Source organism: Janthinobacterium sp. BJB304, from assembly GCF_002735765.1.
Lineage (GTDB): Bacteria > Pseudomonadota > Gammaproteobacteria > Burkholderiales > Burkholderiaceae_D > Janthinobacterium.
Window position 1 is genome coordinate 172,109 of record NZ_PDZN01000004.1, and the last position, 17,495, is coordinate 189,603.

General features: G+C 64.8%; 19 protein-coding genes. 8 read left to right on the top strand and 11 right to left on the bottom strand.

Annotated features, from left to right (window positions below; all coding sequences use genetic code 11):
• Positions 1-33 precede the first annotated feature (33 nt).
• From CSQ95_RS06470 to CSQ95_RS06500, 7 genes are all read left to right on the top strand, one after another.
• Complete coding sequence (locus CSQ95_RS06470; RefSeq protein ID WP_070220153.1) at positions 34-684, top strand: flagellar basal body L-ring protein FlgH; 651 nt, start codon at positions 34-36, stop codon at positions 682-684.
• Between the two features lie 2 nt (positions 685-686).
• The gene (locus CSQ95_RS06475) at positions 687-1,802 is read left to right on the top strand and encodes a flagellar basal body P-ring protein FlgI (protein ID WP_099408911.1); all 1,116 of its coding nucleotides are present in this window, start codon (positions 687-689) and stop codon (positions 1,800-1,802) included.
• A 10-nt stretch (positions 1,803-1,812) separates the two neighbouring features.
• The gene (gene flgJ / locus CSQ95_RS06480; RefSeq protein ID WP_099408912.1) at positions 1,813-2,739 is read left to right on the top strand and encodes a flagellar assembly peptidoglycan hydrolase FlgJ; all 927 of its coding nucleotides are present in this window, start codon (positions 1,813-1,815) and stop codon (positions 2,737-2,739) included.
• 88 nt (positions 2,740-2,827) lie between these two features.
• The gene (flgK, locus tag CSQ95_RS06485) at positions 2,828-4,795 is read left to right on the top strand and encodes a flagellar hook-associated protein FlgK (protein WP_099408913.1); all 1,968 of its coding nucleotides are present in this window, start codon (positions 2,828-2,830) and stop codon (positions 4,793-4,795) included.
• A 51-nt stretch (positions 4,796-4,846) separates the two neighbouring features.
• On the top strand, positions 4,847-6,088 hold the full coding sequence (gene flgL / locus CSQ95_RS06490; protein WP_070220145.1) for a flagellar hook-associated protein FlgL: 1,242 nt from the start codon (positions 4,847-4,849) through the stop codon (positions 6,086-6,088).
• Between the two features lie 168 nt (positions 6,089-6,256).
• Positions 6,257-6,700, top strand: a complete 444-nt coding sequence (locus CSQ95_RS06495) for a MarR family winged helix-turn-helix transcriptional regulator (RefSeq protein WP_070312130.1) — start codon at positions 6,257-6,259, stop codon at positions 6,698-6,700.
• A 48-nt stretch (positions 6,701-6,748) separates the two neighbouring features.
• A complete protein-coding gene (locus tag CSQ95_RS06500) occupies positions 6,749-8,008 on the top strand; it encodes an MFS transporter (RefSeq protein ID WP_099408914.1) in 1,260 nt (419 codons plus the stop codon).
• 9 nt (positions 8,009-8,017) lie between these two features.
• Here the strand turns inward: CSQ95_RS06500 and CSQ95_RS06505 are convergent, their stop codons facing one another.
• On the bottom strand, positions 8,018-8,920 hold the full coding sequence (locus CSQ95_RS06505; protein WP_099408915.1) for a LysR family transcriptional regulator ArgP: 903 nt from the start codon (positions 8,918-8,920) through the stop codon (positions 8,018-8,020).
• 73 nt (positions 8,921-8,993) lie between these two features.
• Here CSQ95_RS06505 and CSQ95_RS06510 point away from each other — a divergent pair, with 73 nt between their 5' ends.
• Positions 8,994-9,647, top strand: a complete 654-nt coding sequence (locus CSQ95_RS06510) for a LysE/ArgO family amino acid transporter (RefSeq protein ID WP_099408916.1) — start codon at positions 8,994-8,996, stop codon at positions 9,645-9,647.
• Here CSQ95_RS06510 and fliR read toward each other — a convergent pair whose 3' ends face one another.
• From fliR to fliI, 10 genes are all read right to left on the bottom strand, one after another.
• Positions 9,648-10,514, bottom strand: a complete 867-nt coding sequence (gene fliR, locus CSQ95_RS06515) for a flagellar biosynthetic protein FliR (RefSeq protein ID WP_099408917.1) — start codon at positions 10,512-10,514, stop codon at positions 9,648-9,650.
• A gap of 16 nt (positions 10,515-10,530) precedes the next feature.
• Positions 10,531-10,800: a flagellar biosynthesis protein FliQ gene (gene fliQ / locus CSQ95_RS06520; protein WP_034754044.1), complete on the bottom strand. Its 270-nt coding sequence runs from the start codon at positions 10,798-10,800 to the stop codon at positions 10,531-10,533.
• A 10-nt stretch (positions 10,801-10,810) separates the two neighbouring features.
• Positions 10,811-11,569 carry a flagellar type III secretion system pore protein FliP gene (gene fliP, locus CSQ95_RS06525; protein WP_373631560.1) on the bottom strand — a complete coding sequence of 253 codons (759 nt, stop codon included), beginning with the start codon at positions 11,567-11,569 and terminating at the stop codon, positions 10,811-10,813.
• Positions 11,570-11,576: 7 nt separating this feature from the next.
• Entirely contained in the window at positions 11,577-12,155 is a 579-nt protein-coding gene (gene fliO, locus CSQ95_RS06530; RefSeq protein ID WP_070220132.1) for a flagellar biosynthetic protein FliO, read from the bottom strand.
• Positions 12,152-12,586, bottom strand: coding sequence for a flagellar motor switch protein FliN (gene fliN, locus CSQ95_RS06535; RefSeq protein ID WP_070220130.1), 435 nt, complete (start codon positions 12,584-12,586; stop codon positions 12,152-12,154). Before fliN ends, fliO begins: the two co-directional genes overlap by 4 nt.
• Before the next feature lie 50 nt (positions 12,587-12,636).
• Positions 12,637-13,623, bottom strand: coding sequence for a flagellar motor switch protein FliM (fliM, locus tag CSQ95_RS06540; RefSeq protein WP_070220128.1), 987 nt, complete (start codon positions 13,621-13,623; stop codon positions 12,637-12,639).
• A gap of 6 nt (positions 13,624-13,629) precedes the next feature.
• Positions 13,630-14,142 carry a flagellar basal body-associated protein FliL gene (gene fliL, locus CSQ95_RS06545; RefSeq protein WP_070220126.1) on the bottom strand — a complete coding sequence of 171 codons (513 nt, stop codon included), beginning with the start codon at positions 14,140-14,142 and terminating at the stop codon, positions 13,630-13,632.
• A 186-nt stretch (positions 14,143-14,328) separates the two neighbouring features.
• Positions 14,329-15,621, bottom strand: coding sequence for a flagellar hook-length control protein FliK (locus tag CSQ95_RS06550; RefSeq protein ID WP_099408918.1), 1,293 nt, complete (start codon positions 15,619-15,621; stop codon positions 14,329-14,331).
• A 19-nt stretch (positions 15,622-15,640) separates the two neighbouring features.
• Positions 15,641-16,081, bottom strand: a complete 441-nt coding sequence (gene fliJ / locus CSQ95_RS06555) for a flagellar export protein FliJ (RefSeq protein ID WP_070220122.1) — start codon at positions 16,079-16,081, stop codon at positions 15,641-15,643.
• Positions 16,082-16,113: 32 nt separating this feature from the next.
• Positions 16,114-17,430, bottom strand: a complete 1,317-nt coding sequence (gene fliI / locus CSQ95_RS06560) for a flagellar protein export ATPase FliI (RefSeq protein ID WP_227742184.1) — start codon at positions 17,428-17,430, stop codon at positions 16,114-16,116.
• Positions 17,431-17,495: the final 65 nt, after the last annotated feature.

Genomic DNA, 17,495 nt, shown 5'->3' on the forward strand with positions numbered 1-17,495 from the left:
CCATCCGCCGCCGGATGGCAGCGGAGGTTCGTCATGCAATACCCCATCATCGCCCTGTTGTCCGCAGTCCTGCTGTCCGGCTGCGCCATCACGCCCACCTCGATCGTGCAGTACCCGACCACCACGCGCGCGCCGATGCCCGAACCCGTGGTCGTCAGCAACGGTTCCATCTACCAGCCGTCGACTTACCGTCCCGCCTTCGAAGACCGCCGCGCGCGCCACGTGGGCGACACCATGACGATCGCCATCACCGAGCGCACGAACGCCGTCAAGGCGGGCGCCAGTTCCGGCAACAAGTCGGGCAGCGTGGGCTTTTCCACGCCAGGCATGCTGCAGGGCCGTCTGGGCGGCACCGTCTCGGCGAATGGCGCCACCAAGTTTGCGGACGGCGACAACCAGTCCGCCAGCAACACCTTTTCCGGCACGATCGGCGTGACGGTGATTGAAGTGCTGCCGAACGGTAACCTGATCGTGGCCGGCGAGAAACAGATTGCCATGAACAAGGGCACGGAATTCATCCGCTTCTCGGGCATGGTCAATCCTGATACCATCGGCACGGGCAACGTCGTGCCATCGACCCAGGTGGCCGACGCACGCGTCGAATACCGTACCAACAGCCAGATCGACCGCGCCGAAATGGCCTCGATGGCGTCGCGCTTCTTCCTCAGCCTGCTGCCGTTCTGATCATGGCCACTTTTACTTTCCCCCGCTTTGCCGCTGTTTTCGGCCTGGCCATCTCCCTGCTGGCGCCCGTGGCGCAGGCCGAGCGCATCAAGGACCTGGCCAGCATCGCCGGCGTGCGCCAGAATCAGCTGATGGGCTATGGCCTCGTCGTCGGCCTCGACGGCAGCGGCGACCAGACCACGCAAACGCCATTCACCATCCAGAGCGTGGCGGCGATGCTGCAGCAGCAGGGCATTAACTTGCCACAAGGCACCAGTTTGCAACTGAAAAACGTGGCCGCCGTGATGGTGACGACGGCCTTGCCCGCGTTTGCCCAGCCGGGCCAGCTGCTCGACGTGACGGTCTCGTCGATGGGCAATGCGAAAAGCTTGCGCGGCGGCACTTTATTGATGACGCCATTGAAGGGCGCCGACGGCCAGGTGTACGGCATGGCGCAGGGCAACGTGCTGGTGGGCGGCGTGGGCGCGCAGGCGGCCGGCAGCTCCGTCGTCATCAATCACCTGAGCGTGGGCCGCATATCGGGCGGCGCCACGGTCGAGCGTACCGTGCCTTCGGCGCTGGGCGCCAACAACACGATACGCCTGGAATTGAACGCCACCGATTTCGCCACGGCCAGCCGCGTGGTCGACGCCATCAACAGCCGCTACGGCGCCGGCACGGCCGCCGCGCTGGACGGGCGCGTGATCCAGGTGCAGTCGCCGGGCGGCAGCGACCAGCGCGTGTCCTTCCTGGGCCAGCTGGAAAGCATCGAAGTCAATCCGGCCCGCCTGGCGGCCAAGGTCATCATGAATGCGCGCACCGGTTCCGTCGTGATGAACCAGTCCGTGACCCTGGAAACGTGCGCCATTTCGCATGGCAACCTGTCCGTCACCATCAATGTCGAGCCGCAGGTGAGCCAGCCGGCGCCGCTGTCGGGCGGACGCACGGTGGTCACGCAGACGGCGCAGATCGATATCAAGAAGGAACCGGGCAAGGTGATGCTGGTTAAGGGCGGCGCTTCGCTGTCCGACGTCGTCAAGGCCTTGAATGCCATCGGCGCCTCGCCGCAAGACTTGCTGGCCATCCTGCAGGCGATGAAGGCGGCAGGTTCGCTGCGCGCCGAACTCGAAATCATTTGATGGACACGCCATGATCAGCCAGACCGACCTCAGCAATACCGCCGCCTATGACGTCAAGGGTATGGATGGCTTGCGCCAGTCCGCCAAGGCGAAAGACCCCGCCGCCCTGAAAGAGGCGGCCACGCAATTCGAAGCCATGTTCATCAACATGATGATGAAAAGCATGCGCGAGGCCACGCCGCAGGACGGCATCATGGATAGCCAGCAGAGCAAGATGTACACCTCGATGCTGGACCAGCAGACGAGCCAGAACCTGGCCAAGCGGGGCACGGGCCTGGCGGACGTGCTGATCCGCCAGCTGTCGTCGTCGAACCAGGCGCTGGCCGCCGACGGCGCCGAAGCGCCGTCGCCCCGTTCGTCGAGCATGGCGCAGGCCCTGGCCGCGTTCCGCCAGCAGCAGGGCGCGCTGACCGAGGGTGCAGGCAGCGCCGCCGCCACCGGCAAGACCCTGAGCGACAAGGCCAACGCCACGCAGGCGCCGCATGTGCGCGCCTTCCAGGAAAAGCTGGGCGTGCATGCGGAAGAAGCGAGCCGCGCCACCGGCATCCCGGCCAAGTTCATGCTGGGCCAGGCGGCGCTGGAAACGGGCTGGGGCAAGCGCGAAATCATCAGCCGCGACGGCAGCAGCAGCCACAACCTGTTCGGCATCAAGGCGTCGAGCGACTGGAAGGGCAAGGTCACGGAAGCGGTTACCACGGAATATGTAAATGGCAAGGCGCAGCGCAAGGTGGAAAAATTCCGCGCCTACGACAGCTACGCGGACAGCTTCAAGGATTATGCGCAGTTGATTACCAACAACAAGCGCTACGAAAAAGTGCTGGCCAGCGCGGGCGACGCCAGCACGTTCGCCCAGGGCTTGCAAAAGGCCGGCTATGCGACGGACCCGAATTACGCTGCCAAATTGACAAAGATTATCAAGAATTCGCTGGTCGGTTAGTCCGCCTCCATACCCTTGTGCAGGCCGCGCGCTTCAAGTTTTCGCCGCGGCTGCCGTAAATACATTTGACGGTAACCAATAAGACACCATGACTTCGAATCTACTCAGCATCGGTAAGAGCGGTTTGCTTGCAGCGCAGGTGGGCCTGTCGACGACCGGGCATAACATCACCAACGCCAACGTGGCCGGCTACAACCGCCAGGTGGTGCTGCAGCAGACGTCGCAGTCCAACTATGCCGGCTATGGCTTTGTCGGCACGGGCACGGAAGTGTCGCAGATCAAGCGCCAGTACGACAGCTTCATGGCCACTCAGGTCAATTCCGCGCAAAGCGCGACCAGTGCGCTCGACGCGTATTACACGCAGATCAGCCAGATCGACAATCTGCTGGCCGATCCCACGGCCGGTCTGTCGCCCGCCTTGCAGGATTTCTTCAAGGGCGTGCAGGATTTCAGCTCCAATCCCTCGTCGGTCGCGTCGCGCCAGGCGCTGCTGTCGAGCGCCGGCTCGCTCGCTTCGCGCTTTCAGGGTCTGAGCGCGCGCCTGACGGAGATCGGTGACGGCGTCAATTCGCAGATCACGTCGAATGTGACGGTGATCAATACCTATGCCAAGCAGCTCGCCGAGCTGAACAAGTCGATTTCCCAGTTGTCGGTCGATGCCAGCAACCAGCCCAACGATCTGCTGGACCAGCGCGACCAGCTGATCACGGAATTGAACAAATATGTGAAGGCGACGGTGCAGCCCGCCGCCAACAATACCGTGACCATTTCCATCGGCGCCGGCCAGCCCCTGGTGGTGGCGGACCGCAGCTTCGAACTGGCGGCCACGCCTTCGCGGACGGACCCGAACCGTATCGAGGTGGGCTATGTCACGGGCAGTACCGTCACCGTGCTGCCGGACAGTTCCCTGACCGGCGGTTCGCTGGGCGGCTTGCTGGAATTTCGCAGCGGTACGCTGGACAATGTCCAGAACTCGCTGGGCAAGGTCGCCATTGCGCTGGCCAGCACCTTCAACGACCAGCACAAGCTGGGCCAGGACTTGAATGGCGCCATGGGCGGCGACTTTTTCAAGATACCCGACCCCGTGATCGGTGCCGACCGCGGCAACAACGCCAGCAGCACCACGGTGCTGTCGGCCAAGGTCAGCGACCCGACCAAGCTGACGGCCAGCGATTACAGCCTGAAATACGACGGCAGCAACTATGTGGTAACGCGCGAATCCGACGGCACGCACACCATCATCAATCCGTATCCGCAAACGGGGCCGCAAACCATCGACGGCGTCGATTTCTCGATCTCGGGCACGGCCGCCCAAGGCGACAACTACGTCATCAAGCCGACGGCGAATGGCGCGGCCGGCTTGAACGTGCTGATCACCGACCGCAACAAGATCGCGGCCGCCGCGCCGATCGCCACGTCGGCGCCGGTGGCCAATACGGGTTCCGGCAAGCTCAGCGCCGGCTCCGTCGACAAGGCCTACCTGACGCCGGGCAATGCGCTGACCGGTCCCCTGACCTTGACGTATGACAAGGCGACCACCTCGCTGACGGGTTTCCCGGCGGGCCAGGCGGTGACGGTCAAGGGCTTGAATGGCGCGACCACGACCTATCCGGCCGGCACGGCGAACATCCCCTACACGGAAGGCGACAACTTCAGCTTTGGCGGCATCAATGTCAGCATGACGGGCACGCCGGCGCAGGGCGATACCTTCGTCATCAAGCCCAATACGGGCGGCGTGGGCGACAACCGTAATGCCGCGCTGCTGGCGGGCTTGCAGACGAAGAATATCCTCGATGGCGGCAATGCCACGTTCCAGGGTTCGTATGCGCAAACCGTCAGCTTCGTGGGCAACAAGACGCGCGAAGTGCAGGTGAGCGGCCTGGCCAGCCTGGCCTTGCTGCAGCAGGTCAGCACCCAGCAGCAGGCCGTTTCCGGCGTCAACCTCGACGAAGAGGCGGCCAACCTGCTGCGTTACCAGCAGTCCTACCAGGCGTGCGGCAAGGTCATGCAGATCGCCAGCACCCTGTTCGACGTGGTCATCGGCCTGGGACGTTAATCAATTTTTGCCGCGGCGTAGCGCGCGGCGGCTTTCTGGAAGGGCAGCATCATGCGCATCAGCACACGAATGATTTATGACCAGGGCAGCTCGCAGCTGAACAATCTGCAGGGCGCCTTGAACCGTACGCAGATGCAGCTGTCGTCGAACCGCCGCAACCTGACGCCGGCCGACGATCCGATCGCCTCGGCGCGCGCGCTGGAAGTGACGCAGTCGCAATCGATCAACACCCAGTTCGTGACGAACCGTTCGAATGCGAAGAACTTCCTGTCGCAGGAAGAGCTGGCGCTGGCCAGCACCACCTCGCTGATCGCCGACGTGAAGGACCTGGTGCTCAAAGCCGGTAACCCTTCCCTGAAGGATGTCGACCGCGATACCCTGGCGAGGGAGCTGGAAGGCCGGCTGACCGACTTGCTGGGCATCGCGAACACGGCCGACGGCGCGGGCGGCTACCTGTTTTCCGGCTACAAATCCACGACCCAGCCATTCAGCCAGACGCCGACGGGCGCCAGCTATGTGGGCGACCAGGGACAGCGCGAACTGCAGGTGGGTTCGGCGCGCTACCTGGCCACCAGCGATTCCGGCGCCACCGTGTTTGAAAACAACCTGACGGGCAACGGCAAGTTCACGACGGCCGCCGCTACCGCCAACTTCACGCGCGGCGGCTCGGGCGTGATTTCGGGCGGCACGGTGACGGACCCGTCGGCATTGACGGGGCACAAGTATTCGATCGACTTCAAGGTCACGGGCACGGGAACGGACGCCGTCACCACCTATACCGTCACCGACGCCACCCTGGGCCAGACGGTGCCCAATCCTGCCGTGCCCATCCCCTACAAGGCGGGCGACGCCATCACTTTCGACGGCCAGCAAGTGAACATCACGGGCAAGCCGGCCGACCTGGACAGCTTTACCCTGGAGCCGAGCGCCAAGGAATCGTTGTTTACCACCGTGAAAAACCTGATCGGCGTGCTGCGCCAGCCTGGCAGCGGCGATGCGGGCCAGGCGCGCCTGACGAACGGCTTGAACGCCGCGCACAATATCCTCGATACGGCCTATGACAATGTGCTGTCCGTGCGCGCCGATGTCGGTTCCCGCATGAAGGAACTCGATTACCTCGACAGCGCCGGCGACGATCTCGACATCCAGTACGCCACCACCTTGTCGGATCTGCAAGACCTGGATATGGTGAAAGCCATTTCCACCTTCAGCCAGCAGCAAGTGACCCTGCAGGCGGCGCAAAAATCGTTCACTTCGATCTCGGGCTTGTCGCTGTTCAATTACATCAGCTGACGCACAGGCATCGCGGGATGGGCCGGCAAGCCGGGGCAGGGAGTGCATCTCCCACCCCGGCTTTTTTACGCGCGGAATCTGGCTGTTCTGGCAATATATGCAGGCAAACTGTGCAGTCTAACTGTATATCTGTTATAGTGGAGTCCGTTGATACACCACACGGCTACCATGACCACCGCGCAAGAAGACCACGAACAAGTTCTGCAACTGGCCGGCGAATTGCGCATCCTGGTCGGCAAATTGCGCCGCCGCCTGCGCGAAGAGGCGCACCTGGGAGACGTCAGCATGTCGCAGGCATCCGTGCTCAGCCGTCTCGAGCGCGACGGCCCCGCCACGGCCAGCAGCCTGGCGCGCGCCGAAGGCATGCGGCCCCAGTCCATGGCCGCCACCGTGCAAGCCTTGACGCAAGCGCGGATGGTGACGGGGTCGCCCGACCCGCTCGATGGCCGGCAGACGCTATTGACCCTGACGGACAGCTGCCGCGCCTGGATCGCGGCGAGCCGCGCCGCACGCGAAGACTGGCTGGCGCGCACCATCGAAACCCGGCTCACGCCGGCCGAAGTCACCGAGCTCGACAAGGCGGTGGCCTTACTCAAACGCTTGGCGGAGTGATCCGCTGAATTTTTCACCACGACCCCGGCAAGGAGCCCGCACGCCCAGATGAACAACACATTCCGTTCGCTACGCATTCCCAATTACCGTATCTGGGCCGGCGGCGCCCTCGTGTCGAATATCGGCACGTGGATGCAGCGCACGGCGCAGGATTGGCTGGTGCTGAGCGAATTGACGCAGCACAATGCCAGCGCCGTCGGCATCGTCATGGCCTTGCAATTCGGCCCGCAACTGCTGTTGCTGCCCCTGACGGGCATGGCGGCCGACCTGCTCGACCGCAGGAAATTGCTGCTGTGCACGCAGGCGGCCATGGGCTTGCTGGCGCTGGGACTCGGGATGTTGTGCATCAGCGGCCTGGTACAACTGTGGCATGTGTATGTGTTTGCGTTCCTGCTGGGCTGCGTGACGGCCTTCGATTCGCCCGTGCGCCAGACTTTCGTGGCTGAAATCGTCGGCGAGGAAGATTTGACCAATGCCGTGGCGCTCAATTCCACTTCGTTCAATGCGGCGCGCATGCTGGGTCCTGCCGTCGCCGGCTTGCTGATCAGCAGCGTCGGCAGCGGCTGGGTCTTCATCATCAATGCCGTCTCGTTTGCGGCCGTGATCGGTTCGCTGTTGCTGCTGCGCGTGGAACTGCTGCGCCATGCGCCGCGCGTCAAGGCCACGCGCGCCAGCCTGGGCGAGGGTTTCCGCTACGTGCGCCAGCGGCCCGACCTGATGGCCATTCTGCTGATGCTGTTCCTGATCGGCACCTTCGGCCTGAACTTCCCGATTTTCCTTTCGACCATGTCCGTGACGGCCTTTCATGCGGGCGCCGGCCAGTATGGCGTGCTCAGTTCCGTGATGGCTTGCGGTTCCGTGGCCGGCGCCTTGCTGGCGGCGGGGCGCGGCCAGCCCACCCTGGCCCTGCTGCTGGGCGCGGCCGCGCTGTTCGGCCTGGCCTGCGCACTGGCCGCCGTGATGCCCAATTACTGGCTGTTCGGCATCATGCTGGTGGTCATCGGCATCGCCGCGCAAACGTTTACCACCAGCGTCAACAGCAGCGTGCAACTGTCGACGGCGCCCGCCATGCGGGGCCGCGTGATGGCCATCCTTTTGGCGATCTCGGCAGGCGGCACGCCGCTGGGCGCGCCCATCGTGGGCTGGGTGGCCGACACCTTCGGCCCGCGCTGGGCGCTGGGCATCGCCGCCCTGTCGGGCCTGGCGGCAGCCCTCGTCGGCGTGCGCTACCTGGTCAAACATCGCCAGTTGCGCCTGAACGTCGACGTGCGGCGCCGGCGCTTCGCATTCAGCAGCGACCAGCCCTGACGCGGTCCGTCAGGGCGGCAGCAGGCCCGTGCGGGCGGCGGCCACGACGGCTGCGCTCAAGCCGTCGAGCAGGCCGGAGGCGGCGCGTGCCGTATGCCAGTGCAAGGGCACGTCCAGGGGCGTATCGGGCAGCAGTTCGACCAGGCTGCCATTGTCAAGATGCGGCTGGATCAGCGCCTGCGGGTGCAAGCCCCAGCCCATGCCGGCCAGGGCGGCCGTGACGAAGGCATGCGACGAAGGCAGGGCATGGCGCGGCAGCTCCACGTGCCGGTGGCACAGGCGCCGCACCCAGCGCGCCTGCAGTTCGTCCTTGGCATTGAAGACGAGGCTGGGTGCCAGCGCCAGGCTGGCGGCGCCCACGCCGTGGGCAAAATAGCGCTGCAGAAAGGCGGGACTGGCGGCCGCCAGGTAGCGCATGGCGCCCAGCGGGCGGCTGTTGCAGCCCGATGCGGGCCGGGCCGTGGCGCTGACGGCGGCCAGCACGGCGCCGCTGCGCAGCCATTCGGCCGTATGGTCCTGGTCGTCGACGGCCACTTGCAGCAGCACCGGGTGCCTGGCCGCAAAGGCGGCGATGGCGGGCGTCAGCCAGGTGGCCAGGCTGTCGGCATTCACGGCGACGGGCACGCTGGCGCGCGACACGCCCAGTGCTGTCTGCGCCAGCGCAGGCAAGGTGCCCTGCAAATCCTGTTCGAGCAACTGCACCTGGTCCACGTGCTGGCACAGGCGCCGTCCCGTTTCCGTGGCGCGGCAGGGCTGGTCGCGTATCACCAGCGCGCAGCCGACGCGCTCTTCCAGCAGGCGGATGCGCTGCGAAATGGCCGATGGCGTCACGTGCAAGGCGCATGCGGCGCGCTCGAAACTGCCTTCGCGGAGGACGGCGGCCAGGGCGGCGAGGGCGGCATAATCGAGCATGAATGAAGTTTTCCTTAACTTACTGCAGTAAAGGTAGTTTGCCTTCATTGCGTGCGGCTGGCAAGATCGCTGCATGACACTTTCGACCGCCACCACCCCACTCGTTTTTTCCGTCTTTCTCCAGGGCTTGACCCTGGGCCTGGGACTCATCGTTGCCATCGGCTCGCAAAATGCCTTTGTCTTGCGGCAAGGCTTGCGCCGCGAACATGTTGGCGCCATCGTGCTGTTTTGCGCGCTGGCCGACGCGGCCCTGATTGCCGCCGGCGTCCTGGGCATGTCCCGTGCGCTGGGGCAGCGCCCCTTGCTGGCCAGCGCGCTGGCATTGGGCGGCGCCGTTTTCCTGGCCGTCTACGGTTGGCAAGCGCTGCGGCGCGCGCGCCGGCCGCAGCAGCTGCGCGCGGCCGAAGGCGGTGCCGGGCTGGCGCTGGGCGCCATCCTGGCCCAGGCGGCCGCATTTACCTTGCTCAATCCCCATGTCTATCTGGATACAGTATTGTTGGTGGGAAGCATCGGCGCCCAGCAACCGGGCGCGCTGCGTGGCTGCTTCATCGCCGGCGCCAGCGCGGCCAGCCTGCTGTGGTTTGCCTCGCTCGGCTATGGCGCGCGCTGGCTGGCGCCGTGGTTTGCGCGGCCCCGGGCCTGGCAAGTGCTCGATGGCTTGATCGGCGTGACCATGTTCGTATTGTCGGCGCTGCTGTTGCGCCACGCGCTGGGCTGGCAGCCTTGATCAGCGCGCGGGCGGCAGCGGCGCAGGCGCAGGCAGTGCCGGGCGCAAGGGATGCGGCGGCGCGGGCGGCGGTGGCCGGTCGCGCGTGGCAAAGCCGCGCGGCAGCAGCCGTGCCGTTTCTATGCCGCGCAGGAACATGTTCTGGAACGGCGTGGCCAGATAGGGCAGGACCATGCCGATCACCAGCAAGCCCACGCCCAGGGTGACGGGGAAACCGATACCGAAAATGTTCAGCTGCGGCGCGGCCCGCGTCAAGATGCCCAGCGCCACGTTGGTCAGCAGCAGGGCGGCGATGATGGGCAGCGAAATTTGCAGGCCGGAACGGAAGATTTCTCCGCCCCAGGCCGCCAATTGCTGGAAACCGCCGCCGCTGATGGGACTCGATGAAATCGGCAGGCTGACGAAGCTTTCCGCCAGCGCCGCCAGCAAGACCAGATGGCCGTTGACGGTCAAAAACATCAAGGTGGCCAGCATGACGAGGAACTGGCTGATGGCGGACGACCTGCCCTTGGTTTGCGGATCGAAGAACGAGGCGAAGCCCAGGCCCATGGTCAGACTGCTGAGTTCACCGGCCATTTCAATGGCGGAAAACACGATGCGGATGGAAAAGCCCATGGCCAGCCCGACCAGCATCTCTTGCGTGAGGATCAGCAGGCCGGGCAGGGACATCGGGTTGATGGCAGGCAAGGCCGGCACGGTGGGGGCGATGATCATGGCCAGCAGCGCGCCCAGGGTCACCTTGACGGTGGCCGGCACGGCCGCGTTGCCGAACAGGGGGGCGGCCGCGATCAAGCCGAGGATGCGGCTAAGCGGCCACAGCAGTGCTGCGATCCACGTGTTCAGTTCGATGCTCGACAGGGTCAGCATGGCAACAATCGCTGCACTAGCCGACCAGGTTCGGGATGCCCGTGAACACCTGGCGCATGTAGTCGAGCATGACGGACAGCATCCACGGGCCGGCCACGACGATGGCGACGAAGATGCCGACCAGCTTGGGGATGAAGGACAGGGTCGCCTCGTTGATCTGCGTGGCCGCCTGGAAGATACTGACGATCAAGCCGATGATGAGGGCGACGAGCAGCATGGGTGCGGCCACCATCAGGGTGATTTCCATCGCATGGCGGCCCAGGGTCATGACGCTTTCGGGTGTCATCGTACTTCCCCTAGTAAAAACTCTGGGACAAGGAGCCCAGCAGCAACTGCCAGCCGTCGACGAGCACGAACAGCATCAGCTTGAACGGCAGCGAGATCGTCGCCGGCGACATCATCATCATCCCCATCGACATCAGCACGCTGGCGACCACCATGTCGATGATCAGAAACGGGATGAAGATGGCAAAGCCGATCTGAAACGCCGTCTTCAGTTCGCTGGTGACGAAGGCGGGCACGAGGATGCGCAGCGGCACGTCTTCCGGACCTTGCAGGGCCGCCGAGCGCGACATCTTGGCGAACAGGGCCAGGTCGGCCTGGCGCGTCTGCTTGAGCATGAAGGTTTTCAGGGGATCGACGCCCTTGTCCATCGCCTGCTGCATGCTGATCTTGTTTTCCTGATACGGTTGATACGCATCCGTATAGATCTTGTCGAACACGGGGCCCATGACGAACAGGGTCAAAAACAGGGCCAGCCCCACCAGCACCTGGTTCGGCGGCGCCGATTGCGTGCCGATGGCCTGGCGCAGCAGGGACAGCACGATGATGATGCGCGTAAAGCAGGTCATCATCAAGAGGGCCGCCGGCAGGAAGGTGAGCGACGTCATCAGGATGAGCGTCTGCACCGGCAGCGAGTAATTCTGGCCGCCGCCCGGCGCCGGCGTGCTGTTGAAGGCCGGGATGCCCGGTTCGGCCAGCGCCCACAGCGGCAAGGCCAGGGCGGCGGCCGCCAGCAGCCAGGTCAGGGGAGTCTTCAAGGTGGACCACGCCATCTGCTGCTTATTTCCCATTGCGTTTTTCGATGGTCTGTTTCAGCCACTCGGAAAAATTGGCGGCCGCGGGGCCGTTTTGCGCCGTCGCCAGTTGCGGCAACTCGCCTTCCTGGCGCGGCATGGTGGCCAGCGCGTTGATCCTGCCGGGCGAGGCGCCGACGACGATCCACTGGTCGGCCACTTCGACGAGGACGATGCGTTCGCGTCCGCCCAGGTTGAGCGAGCTGACGACGCGCATCTTGTTGTTGCCGCCCATGACCTTGGGGCCATAGCGTTTCATGAACCAGGCCAAGCCGATCAGCAGGGCGAGCACGAATACGAGCGCGAAGATGGTTTGCAGCAGGCTGCCGGCCGAGCTTGTCGGCGCCATCGTCATGGGCGCGCCCGCCGGCATGGCGGGCAGGGCGGCGGCAGGCGAGGTGGCCGGCACCGTTGCTGCAGCAACGGGCGGTGTCTCGCTTGCTGCCGCGACGGAAGCGCTGGCGGCGCTGGCCGCCGGCGCCGACGCGGCTGCCGGTTCCGCGTGGGCAATGCTGCATGCCGCCAGGAGCGGCAGCACGGTGGAAATCAACAGGCCAGGCTTCATTTATTCAATTTTCGGATACGTTCGGAAGGCGTGATGATGTCGGTCAGGCGGATGCCGAACTTGTCATTGACCACCACCACTTCGCCCTGGGCGATCAGGCAGCCGTTGACCAGCACGTCCATCGGTTCGCCGGCCAGGCCGTCGAGCTCGACCACGGAACCCTGTGCCAGTTGCAGCAGGTTCTTGATGGCGATCTTGGTGCGGCCCAGTTCGACCGTCAGCTGCACGGGAATATCGAGGATGAAATCGATATCGTTGTGCGTTTCCGACTTCGATGCCTGCTTGGAAAAGTCCTTGAACACGGCAGCGCTCGCCGCGCTGGCCGTAGTGGCAGCCTGGTTCTGCAGCGCTTCGGCTTCCGCCTTGGCCTGCTCGGCAATGGCCGCGCCCCAATCGTCTTCCGCGCTTTGGTCGTCTTGGTTGTCAGACATGTGTTTCTCCTGTTGTACAGATACGGACCGCAGCGCGATCCGGGTATTTCTTAATGGTTATTCATATTGTCGGCATTCGCCAGCAACTTTTCGACTTTGAGCGCATATTGTCCGTTCAACACGCCATACGTGCAATCCATCACGGGCACGCCGTCGACGGTGGCGGCGATCAGTTCGGGAATATTCAGGGGGATGATGTCGCCCACCTTCATGTTCAAAATCTCGTCGAACGACACGCGCGCCGTGCCCAGCGAGGCCACCAGCTCGACTTCGGCGATCTGGATCTGCTGCGTCATCAGGCGGATCCAGCGCTTGTCCACTTCCAGCGCCTCGCCCTGCAGGCTCGAGGTCAGCGAATCGCGGATCGGCTCGATCATCGAATACGGCATGCAGAAGTGGATTTGTCCGGAAACGGAACCCAGTTCCACCGTAAACGTGGACGCCACCACCACCTCGTTCGGCGTGGCGATGTTGGCGAACTGCGTGTTCATTTCTGAACGGATATATTCGAATTCGACGGGGAAGACCGGCTCCCACGACTTGGTATAGGCTTCGAAGACGATATCGAGGATGCGCAGGATGATGCGTTGCTCCGTCTGCGTAAAGTCGCGCCCTTCGACGCGTGTGTGGAAGCGTCCGTCGCCGCCGAACAGATTGTCGACCAGCAGGAAGACGAGGCCCGGATCGAAGACCATCAGGGCCGTGCCGCGCAGCGGCTTCATGTGCACCAGGTTCAGATTGGTCGGCACCACCAGATTACGGATGAACTCGCTGTACTTCGAGACGCGCACGGACCCGACCGACACCTCGGCGCTGCGGCGCAGGAAGTTGAACAGGCCCACGCGCAGCAGCCGGGCGAAACGCTCGTTGATAATTTCCAACGTCGGCATCCGGCCGCGCACGATGCGCTCCTGGGTTGCCAGGTTGTAGGTACGAACTCCCGTGACATCTTCCGGCGTCTGCGCGTCGTCCTGGTCTCCGTTGACGCCCTTCAGAAGGGCATCGACTTCTTCCTGGGAGAGGAAATTATCGGCCATGGCTGCTTATTGAATGATGAATGCGGTAAATAATACGTCCGTCACGTCCTGCTCCGGCCCTTTGTCCTCGAACGGCTGGTTCACCTGATTGATGATTTCGGCCGCCAGCTGCTGCTTGCCTTCCACGGTATTGAGTTCGGACGCCTTCTTGCCGGACAGCAGCAGCAACAAGCGGCTGCGCACTTTCGGCATGTTCAGCTTGATGCTATCCATTTCTTCCGGACTGCCCACCTGCAGAGTAAACGCGATCTGCAGATATTGCTCGCCATTTTCCGGCTGCAAGTTGACGGTGAAGGCATCGACGGGGACGAAAACGGGCGGACCTGCCTTGGAAGCGGCGTGTTTTTTCTTGCTCGGCGCCGCTTCTTCTTTATCGGCCTTGCCATGCAAGAAGTACCAGGCGGCACCGCCGCCGATGCCGCCGGCCACCAGCACCGAGGCCAGCACGATGATCAGAAGCTTCTTTTTCGAGGCGCCGGCGGGGGCCAGGCCTGCATCTGCTTTCGGATCTGCTTTCATTTTTGGATTTGCTTTCAATGGTACTCGGGTGCATGGAAGTGGATCACGACGCCATTATGTCATTATCGGCAAATTCTGCGCAGAAGGATGCAGTGAAAAGAGGGCGGAAGCGCCCTCAACTCGCTGTTTTTATACGAAAAGTTATGCCGCGGCGCGCGCCTGTGGCCTGCGGACGACGAATTGTCGTCAGGCAAAGGTATCCACGGCACTCAGGCTGGGTCGGCTGCGGCCGCCAGCTGCCGGCGCGATGGCGATCTCGCCGCCGGAGGTGCCGCCACCCTGGCCATTGCCACGGCGTTCGCCCGAGGCGGCGCGCTCGCCATGGTTTTGCTGTTCCGGCGTGCCGGCCGAGACGGTGGCGCTGCCGAAGGCGATGCCCGCTTCGCTCATCATTTCGCGCAGGCGCGGCATGGCCGCTTCCAGCGCCTGGCGTACTTCCGGCTGGGCCGACATGAAGGCGGCATCGGCCTGGTCATTGGTGACCGTCAGGACCACCTGCACGGGCCCCAGATCGGGCGGATTCAGGGTCAGGGTGGCGCTCTGGTCGCCGCCGGCCGCCATCCACACGACTTTCTGCCCCAGTTGCTGGTCCCAGGCCGGCGAGCCGACCCGGCCCGTCAGCTTGTCGGCCGGCACGGCCACGGCGGCCGCGGCCTGCTGCAGCGCGCCCGGCTGCAGCTGGGCCGCAAGGCGGCTCAGGTCGGCAGGCGTTTCCTTGAGGATCGGTTCGGCTACGGCGGCGCCCGCCCTGGCGGTGGCCGCCAACTGGGCGTCGACGGTCAGCTTGCCCGGTTCGGCCTTGCCTGCCGGCACGCTGGCGCCTGGTGTGGCGGCCGCCTTGCCCTGGGCCTGGCCCAGGCTGTCGGCAAAGTCGCCGCTGTCCGCTTGCGCGATGACGGTGGCGGCTGCCTTGCCGCTGCCCTGGCCGGCTGCCAGTAACGGCCCGGTTGCCAGGCCCTTGCCGTCGGCCTTGACGCTGGCGCGCGCCGGCAGTTCCGGCACGGCCTTGGCGGCTGCCGCCGGCGGTTGGATGGCCAGCCGGATGCTGCCCACGAGGGCCAGCATCTCGGCGGCCGGGTCGGCTGGCGGCATGACTGTCGTCGCGGGAACGGCGGGCACGCTGGCCTCTGCCGTGGCGCTGTCATTGTCGCCGTTGGCGGGGGGCGCCGCCTCGGTAGCTGGTGCGGGCGGCTGCTCGCTGCTGGCCGCCTGTTCGGTGCCCGCTTGCGCCGGCTTCGCTTCATTGGCGGGCGCCGGCGTTGCGGGTGCTGGCGCGGCCGCAGGGCTGGCGGGGCGTGCCGGCGCCGGCGCTGGCGCTTGCGCCATATTACGGCTGGCCTGGCGTTGCTCGATCTGGCGGTTCAGGGTGCGCTGGAAGTCGCCCGCCGCGCCGCTGGTGGAGGGCTGGCTGCGGTTGGCGGCACCGGGCGTGGCGTTTGGCGAGATGATCTGGGAAATCGGTGTTGGCTGGGTTTGCATGATGCTGCCTCAGTGTTGCTTAGCGTTTGTAATAGGCTTGTCTCGCCGCGTGCTCATCCATTGCTTTCTGGTCGCGCTTGTTTTCCAGCTTCAGCGCCTGTTCCTGCGCCCGGTTGTTCAGGGTGGTGTACGACATGCGCTTGCGTTCGGCCAGCTGCCAGCGCATCTTTTCATTCTCGCTGCGCGTCTGCGCATGCTCGACCACTTGCTGCTGGCCCAGGATGGCGCTGTCGAGCTTGACCATGAAGGCCTGGAAGTTGCGGTAAGCCATGGGCGTGATGCCGTTGCTCATGCTCGCCTCGAAGCGCTTGGCATAATCGTCGCGGTAGCCGGACAGCATGTCGAGCTTCTGGCGGCAATCGTCGAGCGCTTTCAGGGCCGCGCCCAGGCGCTTGGCGCAATCGTCCGTTTCGCGCTGGGCAAGGTCGATCAGGGTTGCAAGTTGGGAAGGAGAAGCCATGGCTGATTATATTCCCGCTATGCAAGTCCTAATCAGTCGAATAGAGCGGTAAGTTGCCCCAAGCTCTCATCCATGCTGACCCGCTCCGTGATTTGCTGTTGCAAAAACGCCTCGATCTTTTCATGCAGGGCGATGGCCTGGTCCAGCACGGGGTCGGTGCCGGCGCTGTAGGCGCCCACGCTGATGAGGTCGCGGCTGCGCTCGTAGCGCGAATACAGCTGTTTCAGCTTGCGCGCCTGCTGCTGGTGCTCGTGCGTGGTGATCGAGTGGGCGGCACGCGAAATCGATTGCTCGATGTCGATGGCCGGATAATGGCCCGCTTCGGCCAGGCGGCGGTTGAGCACGATATGCCCGTCCAGGATGGCGCGCGCCGAGTCGGCGATCGGGTCCTGCTGGTCGTCGCCCTCGGTCAGCACGGTGTAGAAGGCCGTGATCGAGCCGCCGCCTTCCTCGCCATTGCCGGCCCGTTCCACCAGCACGGGCAGCTTGGCGAAGACGGATGGCGGATAGCCCTTGGTGGCGGGCGGCTCGCCGATGGCCAGGGCGATTTCGCGTTGCGCCATGGCGTAGCGGGTCAGCGAATCCATGATCAACAGCACATTTTGCCCCTGATCGCGGAAATGTTCGGCAATCGCCGTCGCATACGCGGCCCCTTGCAGGCGCATCAGCGGCGGCGTGTCGGCCGGCGCGGCGACGACGACGGAACGGGCCAGGCCTTCGGGGCCGAGGATTTGCTCGATGAATTCCTTCACTTCGCGGCCCCGTTCGCCGATCAGGCCGACGACGATCACGTCCGCTTCCGTGTAGCGGGCCATCATGCCCAGCAGCACGCTCTTGCCGACGCCGGAACCGGCGAACAGGCCCATGCGTTGGCCACGGCCCACGGTCAGCATGGCATTGATCGAGCGCACGCCCACGTCGAGCGTATCGACGATGGGCGCGCGGCCCAGGGGATTGGCGGGGCGTACGTTGATGGGGGCGCTGTCGGTCGTGTGCAGCGGGCCCAGCTGGTCAAGCGGACGGCCCGCGCCGTCGAGCACGCGGCCCAGCAGTTGCGGCCCCACGGGCAGATGGCGCGCGCGGTCGCTGGGGCGGCGGCGCGGGTGCGCCACGCTGCCGGGGCGGGGGATGGCCGGCTCGACGGAAAACACGCGCGTGCCGGGCACGATGCCCTCGACGTCGCTTTGCGGCATCAAAAACAGGCGGTCGCCTTCAAAACCCACCACTTCCGCCTCGACCCGGCCGCCATTGGGCAGCGGCACGGTACAGGCGGCGCCGACGGCCAGGCGCAAGCCCACGGCTTCCATCACCAGGCCGGCCACGCGCGTGACCCGGCCTGAAATTTGCATCGGTTCGACAAAGCCGACCACGGCCGAACAATCGCTCAGGTAGGCGCGCCAGCGCGCCGCATGGG